Annotated in this window: 1 protein-coding gene; it reads right to left on the bottom strand. The window is 42.1% G+C overall.

Annotated features, from left to right (window positions below; all coding sequences use genetic code 11):
* Nucleotides 1–176 precede the first annotated feature (176 nt).
* Nucleotides 177–506 (bottom strand): energy transducer TonB (locus ACTHSP_RS21640; protein WP_440346961.1); only part of this gene is annotated, 330 nt, incomplete at its 5' end.

The following is a 506-nucleotide window of genomic DNA, read 5'->3' as shown; positions in this document are numbered from 1 at the left end:
CTCATCAACAACATCAGGACAAATACACCAATCAGTACCACATCACCTGATTTGAAAACTAAACTTAAATCCATAATTTTTCCAAGTTAAAAATAAAATTAAAATTTCTATCGGGTCATTTAAAATTATTTCCCAACAGCATATATTTTCCAATCAATCAGCTTAGGCCTAGATACTTATTCGAGCGTGAATTTGACAGGTACTTTAAATTCAGTCCAAACGCTTGCATTACAGCTGCCATCTTTAACGGCTTTACGCGCTGCATTATCCAGACGACTATAACCACTTGATTTATTCACACTGATTGAATCCACTTTACCGCCGGGACCAACCAAGACTTTCAAAACAACCAAGCCTTCTTCACCATTTTCAGTGGATAGTGAAGGATACGGAGGTCTTGGAATATGGCAGGTTCCTTTTGCAGGATTGCCTTTACTGCTGCCGGCACCTGTACCGCTGCCACCACCTCCGCCACCGGTACCGGAGCCATGTTCGCCTTTCGCACC

The organism is Neisseria sp. P0001.S005, assembly GCF_051963715.1.
The sequence above is the reverse complement of the archived record's forward strand: the minus strand, read 5'-3'. Positions and strand labels throughout refer to the sequence as shown.